This is a genomic window from Azohydromonas lata NBRC 102462, from assembly GCF_001571085.1.
In the GTDB taxonomy this organism is placed as follows: domain Bacteria; phylum Pseudomonadota; class Gammaproteobacteria; order Burkholderiales; family Burkholderiaceae_C; genus Azohydromonas; species Azohydromonas lata.
The window spans coordinates 21,781-28,661 of record NZ_BCTC01000086.1 but is presented as its reverse complement, the minus strand read 5'-3'; the positions used below and the strand labels follow the sequence as shown (position 1 = coordinate 28,661).

7 protein-coding genes are annotated in these 6,881 nt (G+C 69.2%); 6 read left to right on the top strand and 1 reads right to left on the bottom strand.

The window, feature by feature from the left end; translation table 11 throughout:
- Window positions 1-244: 244 nt before the first annotated feature.
- From ALA01S_RS23075 to ALA01S_RS23050, 6 genes are all read left to right on the top strand, one after another.
- Window positions 245-1,150 carry a DMT family transporter gene (locus ALA01S_RS23075; protein WP_066341507.1) on the top strand — a complete coding sequence of 302 codons (906 nt, stop codon included), beginning with the start codon at window positions 245-247 and terminating at the stop codon, window positions 1,148-1,150.
- A complete protein-coding gene (locus ALA01S_RS23070) occupies window positions 1,151-2,368 on the top strand; it encodes an MFS transporter (protein WP_066341506.1) in 1,218 nt (405 codons plus the stop codon). It begins immediately after the preceding gene.
- Window positions 2,365-2,580, top strand: a complete 216-nt coding sequence (locus ALA01S_RS23065) for a CDGSH iron-sulfur domain-containing protein (RefSeq protein WP_066341504.1) — start codon at window positions 2,365-2,367, stop codon at window positions 2,578-2,580. Before ALA01S_RS23070 ends, ALA01S_RS23065 begins: the two co-directional genes overlap by 4 nt.
- A 13-nt stretch (window positions 2,581-2,593) precedes the next feature.
- Window positions 2,594-3,541 (top strand): quinone oxidoreductase family protein, encoded by a 948-nt coding sequence (locus tag ALA01S_RS23060; protein WP_066341501.1) that lies wholly within the window; start codon window positions 2,594-2,596, stop codon window positions 3,539-3,541.
- A gap of 12 nt (window positions 3,542-3,553) precedes the next feature.
- Complete coding sequence (locus ALA01S_RS23055; protein WP_066341499.1) at window positions 3,554-5,077, top strand: MDR family MFS transporter; 1,524 nt, start codon at window positions 3,554-3,556, stop codon at window positions 5,075-5,077.
- A gap of 194 nt (window positions 5,078-5,271) precedes the next feature.
- Window positions 5,272-6,201 (top strand): helix-turn-helix transcriptional regulator, encoded by a 930-nt coding sequence (locus ALA01S_RS23050; RefSeq protein ID WP_066341497.1) that lies wholly within the window; start codon window positions 5,272-5,274, stop codon window positions 6,199-6,201.
- 49 nt (window positions 6,202-6,250) lie between these two features.
- Here the strand turns inward: ALA01S_RS23050 and ALA01S_RS23045 are convergent, their stop codons facing one another.
- Window positions 6,251-6,817 (bottom strand): VOC family protein, encoded by a 567-nt coding sequence (locus ALA01S_RS23045; RefSeq protein WP_084267845.1) that lies wholly within the window; start codon window positions 6,815-6,817, stop codon window positions 6,251-6,253.
- Between the last annotated feature and the right edge of the window lie 64 nt (window positions 6,818-6,881).

Sequence of the window (6,881 nt, the reverse complement as noted above, 5' to 3'; positions counted from 1 at the left end):
CTTGCGAGCTGCTGCACCTGGACCCGGCCAAGCTCGGCCGGCCCGCCACGCAACCGGCGGCGACGGCTGCGTGATGACCCTGCATGGCACTTGCGACGTGATCCCTGCCTGGCCGCAGGCAGTGCCGGCTTGCCGGGCCCGGCAAGCGCATGGTGCCGTGCCTGAGTCCCTGGCTCGCGCGCGGGCCGGCTGGCCTGGCGAGCCGGTGCAGGCACCGAGCGTCGGGCGGACGGTGCCCTGAGCCATGGTTCGGCTCACCCGGAACCAAGCCTTCGCGCTGGTGCTGCTCACGCTCTTCTGGGGCCTGAACTGGCCCGTGATGAAGGCCGCCGTGACGACGTATCCGCCGATGAGCTTTCGTGCGCTGTCGATGCTGCTGGGGCTGCCGTGCCTGGCACTGGGCCTGCGACTGCTCCAGGTGCCTTTCGCCGTGCCGCGCCGGCACTGGGGCGAGCTGGCACTGCTGGCGGTGACGAACATGGTGGTGTGGCACGTGGGGCTCATGCTGGCGCTGCCGCACCTGAGCTCCGGTCGGGCCGCCATCCTGGGCTATACCATGCCGGTGTTCTCGGCGCTGTGGGGCATGGCCCTGTGGCGCCAGCGTCTGGGCGCGCGTCAGGCACTGGGGGTCGCGGCGGCAGGTGCGGGCGTGCTGCTGCTGCTGTGGCACGAGGTGGCACGCCTGAGCGGTGCCGTGGGCGCAGCGGCGACGTTGCTGGCTTCGACGGCGGTATGGGCACTGGGCACCCAGCAGCTGCGCCGCTCGCAGCTGCCCGCACCCACGCTGGCCATCGCCTTCTGGATGACGGCGCTGACCACGCTCGTCGTGTGCGTCATCGCGGCGCTGACCGAGGCGCCGCGCTGGCGAGCGCCCCTGGCGCTGGAATGGTGGGCCATCATCTACAACGCGGTGTTGATCTTTGGCTTCTGCCATGCGGCGTGGTTCCAGCTCGCACGCGCGCTGCCGCCCGTGGCCTCCAGCGTGAGCATCTGCATGATCCCGGTGCTCGGGCTGTTGTCCGGGGCCGGTCTGCTGGGTGAGCGGCTGCACTGGCAGGACGGTGTGGCCGTGGGACTCATCGTGCTCGCCATCGGGACCGTGCTGTGGCCCCCGCGCGTGCACGTGGCGGCAAAGCCCTGCGAGGCCTGAATGGAGCGAACCGAAGCTGCAAAGCCAGGGCGCACGGCGCGCGAGAGCTTCAGCGCAGCGCTGCTGGCGCTCATCACCTGCCAAGTCGGCCTGCACGCCTGCACGCAGGGCGTGCGCATGGCCGCGCCACTGCAGGCCTTGGGTGCGGGGCAGGGAGAGTGGTCCGTCGGCGTGCTGCTGGCGCTGTTCGCCGTCTTCCCGGCCCTGTTGGCCGTGGCCGCAGGACGCATGGCCGACCGGCACGGTTACCACCGGCCCGTGCACCTGGCAGGCACGCTGTCGCTGCTCGGCGCGCTTGCGGCCGCGGTCTCCGGCCACTATCTCGTGCTGTGCCTGGCCGCCGCGATGTGCGGCGCGGGATCGGGTTTCGGCATGGTGGCGATCCAGCGCACAGGCGGGCGCCTGGCGCACGACCGCACCGAGCGCATGCGCATCTTCAGCTGGATCGCGCTGGCCCCGGCTGTCGCCGGACTGATAGGACCACTGCTGGCCGGCACGCTGATCGACGCGCTGGGCTTCCGGGCGGCCTTCGCCGCGCTGGCAGTCCTGCCCGCTGCCACGCTGGTGGTGGCGCAGGCAGTGCCGCGTGAAACAGGCCGGGTGGCCGACGCGGCCGCTGCGCGCCCGCGCCCGGCGTGGGAGTTGCTGCGCGACACGCGTTTCAGGCGGCTGCTGTTCATCAACTGGCTGGTGTCGGCAAGCTGGGACGTCTTTGGCTTCGCGCTGCCCATCGTCGGCCATGCCCACGGTCTGAGCGCCTCGGCCATCGGCGGCGTGCTGGCGGCCTACGCGATGGCCTCCATGGGCGTGCGGCTGCTGATTCCGCTGCTGGCGCACCGGCTCTCGCGGCGGTTGATGATGGTTGGCGCCCTGTCGGCCGTGGCGTTCGTGTACGCCGCGTTCCCGCTGCTGCAGGGCGCCTGGGCCATGGGCGTGGCTGCCGCGGTGCTGGGCCTGGCACTGGGCACCATTCAGCCTGCCATCCTGGCCAGCGTGCATGACATCGCGCCGCCTGAGCGCCAGGGAGAGGCCATGGCGGTGCGCTCGATGAGCGTGCACCTTTCCATGGCGCTCACGCCGCTGCTGTTCGGCGTGGCCGGCAGCGCCATCGGCGCGGCCACGCTGTTCTGGCTGATGGCAGCAGCGCTGGGTGCCGGCGGCTGGCAAGCCCGTGCCATGGGCAGCGCAGACGAATCCACCAGAGGAGAGAACCGATGAGCAACGTGAAGATCACCGCGCTGAAGAATGGCCCATTGAAGGTCGAGGGCGTGATCGAGCTGTTCAACGCCGACGTGCCCGTGCCCACCTCGGGCGCCGCAGTGTTCCTGTGTCGCTGTGGCGCGTCGAGCAAGAAGCCGTTCTGCGACGGCACGCACTCGAAAGTCGGCTTCCAGGCTGCCGCCGCGGCGGTGCCCGAGAGCAAAGAGTAAGGCAGGAGACTCCATGAAAGCAGCCATCATCACCGAGCGCGGCGCAGCGCCGCAGGTCGGAGAGTTTCGTGAGCCCACGGCGCAGGACGGTGCCGTGCTCATCGACGTGGACACTGCCGGCCTGGGCGGCTGGGACACGCTGGGCGCGTACCGCCTGGGCGTGAGCTTTCCCTGCGTGATCCGGGGCGAGGGTGTGGGCCGGCGCGTGTCGGACGGCCGGCGCGTGTACTTCGGCGAGCGCTCGGTGCAGCCCTTTGGCGCCTGGGCCGAGCGTACGCTGGTACCTGCCGAGGAGGTGTGGGAGGTGCCCGACGACGTGGACGATCGCACGGCCATTTCCATGGGCATTGCCGCCACGGGGGCCATCGTGCCGCTGGAGCAGGCGCACATCCAGAAGGGCGAGAACGTGCTGGTGCTGGGTGCCACCGGCACGCTCGGACAGATTGCGCTGCAGCTGGCACGCCACTTCGGTGCCGGGCGCGTGGTTGGCGCCGCACGCTCGCAACCGGCCCTGGTCCGGCTGCAGGAGCGCGGCATCGCGGACGCCGTGGTCCAGCTCGGCGGCGCAGACGATGTCGCCGCGCTGAAGGAGGCGTCCAATGGCGGCTTCGACGTGGTGCTCGACCTGGTGTGCGGCCAGCCGTTGCTGTCCTCGCTCAAGGCCACGCGCTGGGGCGCTCGCATCATGACCGTCGGTACCGGGGCAGGACGCCAGATCCAGCTGGACATGGCCGACTTGCTGTTCCGCACCCTGTCCACCGTGGGCACCGGCCAGCGCCCGCCGGCCGACCGGCGCGCCATCTGGGAGCGGCTGCTCGAGCTGGCGCGCAGCCCCGGCATCGCGCTGGAATACGCCGACTACACGCTGGATCAGGCGGCCCAGGCGTGGGCCGCACAGCTCAGCGGTCCGCACGCCAAGATCGTGGCAACCGTTTCCCCGCACGCGCGCCGTTTCGCATAAGGCGCGTCCGAGATGAGCACCCCGGCCGCGGTCGTGCAGCACCGCGGGATGGTCACGCTGTCGCTGATGCTCGCGACGGTCATGCAGGCGCTGGACACCACCATTGCCAACGTGGCCTTGCCGCACATGCAGGGCAGCCTGCAGAGCTCGCTGGACCAGATCAGCTGGGTGCTCACCTCCTACATCGTCGCCACGGCCATCGCCACGCCGCTCACGGGGTGGTTGTGCATGCGCTACGGACGCCGCCAGGTTTTTCTTGTCTCGGTGGTGGGGTTCACGCTGGCGTCGCTGCTTTGTGGCATGTCCGGGGCCCTGTGGCAGGTGGTCGCCGCGCGAGTGCTCCAGGGCCTTTTCGGCGCGGCGCTCGTGCCGCTGTCGCAAGCGGTGCTGCTGGACATCAACCCCAAGGAAAAGGTCAGCCAGGCCATGGCGCTGTGGGGCGCCGGTACCATGGTCGGCCCGATTCTCGGACCGCTGCTGGGGGGCTGGCTGACCGAGCAGGCCAACTGGCGCTGGGTGTTCTTCATCAATCTCCCGGTGGGCGCGCTGGCCTTTTACGGCATCGCACGCTACCTGCCCGAGAGCCGTCCCTCGCAAGAGCGGCTGGACCTCTTCGGCTTCGTGAGCTTGAGCTTTGCGGTGGCGCTGCTACAGCTCTTTCTTGACCGGGGCGAGCACCTGGACTGGTTCGATGCCACGGAGATCCGCCTGGAGGCCGCTGGCGCGGCCGTCGCCCTGGCCTGCTTCGTCGTCCATACCTGGACCACCCCCAGCGAGTCGTTTCTCAACCGCGCGCTGCTGCGGGATCGCAACTTCGTCGTCGGCAACGTGCTGATGTTCGTCGTCGGAATCCTGCTGTACGCGACGCTGGCGCTGCTACCTTCCCTGTTGCAGGGGCTCATGGGCTACCCGGTGCAATTCACCGGGCAAGTGATCGCGCCGCGTGGCTTGGCCACGATGGCGACGATGATGCTGGTGGGCCGCCTGCTGCACTACTTCGATGCACGCGCCATCATGGCGGTCGGGATCTCGCTTGTCGTGCTGTCGCTGTACCAGATGACGCGCATCACGCTGGACATGGACAGCTCGCTGTTCATCATCTCCGGTGTGCTGCAGGGCATCGGCCTGGGCCTGACCTTCGTGCCGCTGAGCGCGGTCACCTTCGCCACATTGGGACCAAACTTGGCCGTGGAGGGCACGCCGATCTTCGCCCTGTTGCGCAACATTGGAGGCAGCATCGGCATTGCCATGGTGCAGGTGTTGCTGACGCGGGGATCTGCCCAGGCGCATCATGACCTGTCCTCTCATGTGACGTTATCCAATCCGGCCGTGCACGAGCTGCCTGCGGCCCTGAGCCCGTCCACCGCCGAAGGCCTTGCGGCGCTCAATGCCGTGGTGAGCCGCGAAGCGATGATGATGTCCTACGTCGGCGACTTCCAAGTACTGCTGGTCATGGCGCTGCTGCTGTTGCCGATGCTGCTGCTGTTGCGCCGCTCGTCGACCGGCACGGCCCGCGTCGACGCGGTGCTGGACTGATACCGGCGCGCCGATGCTGCCAGGGCTTGGGCCGCCGAGCTGGCATGCTGCTCTAGCGGCGGGTTGGCGGGCCACGCGCAGCGTGTGCCGGCCCCGGGGCGCCAACACGGGTAGTCCCGAAGTTGAACTAAAACACTTTTAGTGTCTAAATTTGGACAGGCCGGAACGGATCCGGCGGCAGGGAACACACGCGCATGCAGACGGCGGAACTCAAGCCCTTGATGGACCGGCTGGCGCCGATCAAGGTGATCGGCGCGCACCTTGCGGAGGGCGCGTACGAGGTGGCGGTGCAGGACATCCACTGGCAGCAGCCGGGCTCGATCCGGGTGCTGTCCAAGGCGCACTGCCTGGTCGAGCTCAACGAGTCGGCACCCTGTCCCGAAGACGAGCGCACCCGCTACGTGGTGTGCGGCGTGGACGGGGCGGAGCGCTCCACGGGCAGGCTGAACTTCATGCCGCCTGACACCGAGGTGTCGGTCCGCTGGACGGCGGGGCGCCGTCGCTCGGTGGTGTGTGTCATGGAACCGCGACGCCTGGGATTGCTCGCGGGCATCGACTGGTGCTGGGACGCGGCCGACCCGACGCTGCTGATCGACATGCACAACGAGCGGGTGCACGCGTGCATGCGCTGGCTGGTGCAGGAGATGACGGCGCCTTCGTTCGCCAGCCCGCTGCAGACCAGTGCGCTCCTGACCATGCTGGCGATCGAGCTGCACCGGCATTGCGTGCCGGGCAGCGGCGTGCCGGCGGCGCCACGCGGTCGGCTGAGCAGCCAGCAGCTCAACCTGATCCAGGAGACGATCGAGGCCTGTGCCGAACCGTCGGGCCCGTCGCTGTCGGCGCTGGCCGATGCCTGCGGGTTGTCAGCACGCGAACTCTCGTCGGTGTTCAAGAAGACCACCGGGCACACCCTGCGCAGTTATGTGGCGACGGTGCATATTGCGCGTGCCAAGGTGCTGCTCGGCGACGAGGCACTGCTCATCAAGCAGGTGGCCTATCGCAGCGGCTTTCGCAGTGCCGCCGCCTTCAGTGACGCGTTTCGCCGTGCCACCGGGCTTACGCCGGTGCAGTACCGGCAGCGGTTGGGCCTGCCGCCGCAGCGAGACGACGGGCTTGCGCATTGATCTGCGCGCGCGGGACCCGGCCTGGCGAGGCCTGCGTCAATGACGCGGCCTACGGGCAGACCCGTGCGGCCAGCAGCTCGGACATGTCGCGCAGGGGCCGCTGACCGTCGAAGCGCTGGTGCTCCCGGTACTGCGCCAGGGTGAACTGCCACAGGCGTTCCCCGACGTCCAGCAGCTCGATGAAGCAGCCCATGCTGGCAAGCGCATCGAAGAAGGCATGGCGGCCGATGCCTTCGACCTCGCCGGTCAACACGACTTCAAGCCCGGCCGCGCGGTGCGCAGCGAAGCGGCGGTCGTACTCGCCTGGCGGCATCAGGCGAATGTCCGGAAACACGTGGTGCACCGTTTCCCCCTTCACGTCCAGGATCTCGCGCCAGATCGAGGGCGTGTCGTCCAGCGGCTCGATGAACTCGATCACCGTGGTGCCCAGGCTGCCGAGTGCCACGCGATGCGGATCGCGGCACGGCTGACCGCGGTAGAGCCGCGCCCGGTCGTGCGGCTCGATGAGGTAGAACGGGCCCGCACCGGCGTTGCGTGCCCACTCTCGGGCCGCACGCTCGACGTCGTGCACCACGTAGCAGACTTCAGTGAACGAGGGAGGATCTACAACAGACATCGCAACCTTTGTTGTCGGTCAGTGGGATGAACCCGGAGGCGGCCTCCACGCCACCCCGGGCGGC

Excerpts from the sequence above, each read along its gene's own strand:
- ALA01S_RS23075 (WP_066341507.1), top strand. The coding sequence starts at position 245 with ATGGTTCGGCTCACCCGGAACCAAGCCTTCGCGCTGGTGCTGCTCACG.
- ALA01S_RS23045 (WP_084267845.1), bottom strand. The coding sequence starts at position 6,817 with ATGTCTGTTGTAGATCCTCCCTCGTTCACTGAAGTCTGCTACGTGGTG.
- ALA01S_RS23070 (WP_066341506.1), top strand. The coding sequence starts at position 1,151 with ATGGAGCGAACCGAAGCTGCAAAGCCAGGGCGCACGGCGCGCGAGAGC.
- ALA01S_RS23055 (WP_066341499.1), top strand. The coding sequence starts at position 3,554 with ATGAGCACCCCGGCCGCGGTCGTGCAGCACCGCGGGATGGTCACGCTG.
- ALA01S_RS23065 (WP_066341504.1), top strand. The coding sequence starts at position 2,365 with ATGAGCAACGTGAAGATCACCGCGCTGAAGAATGGCCCATTGAAGGTC.
- ALA01S_RS23050 (WP_066341497.1), top strand. The coding sequence starts at position 5,272 with ATGCAGACGGCGGAACTCAAGCCCTTGATGGACCGGCTGGCGCCGATC.
- ALA01S_RS23060 (WP_066341501.1), top strand. The coding sequence starts at position 2,594 with ATGAAAGCAGCCATCATCACCGAGCGCGGCGCAGCGCCGCAGGTCGGA.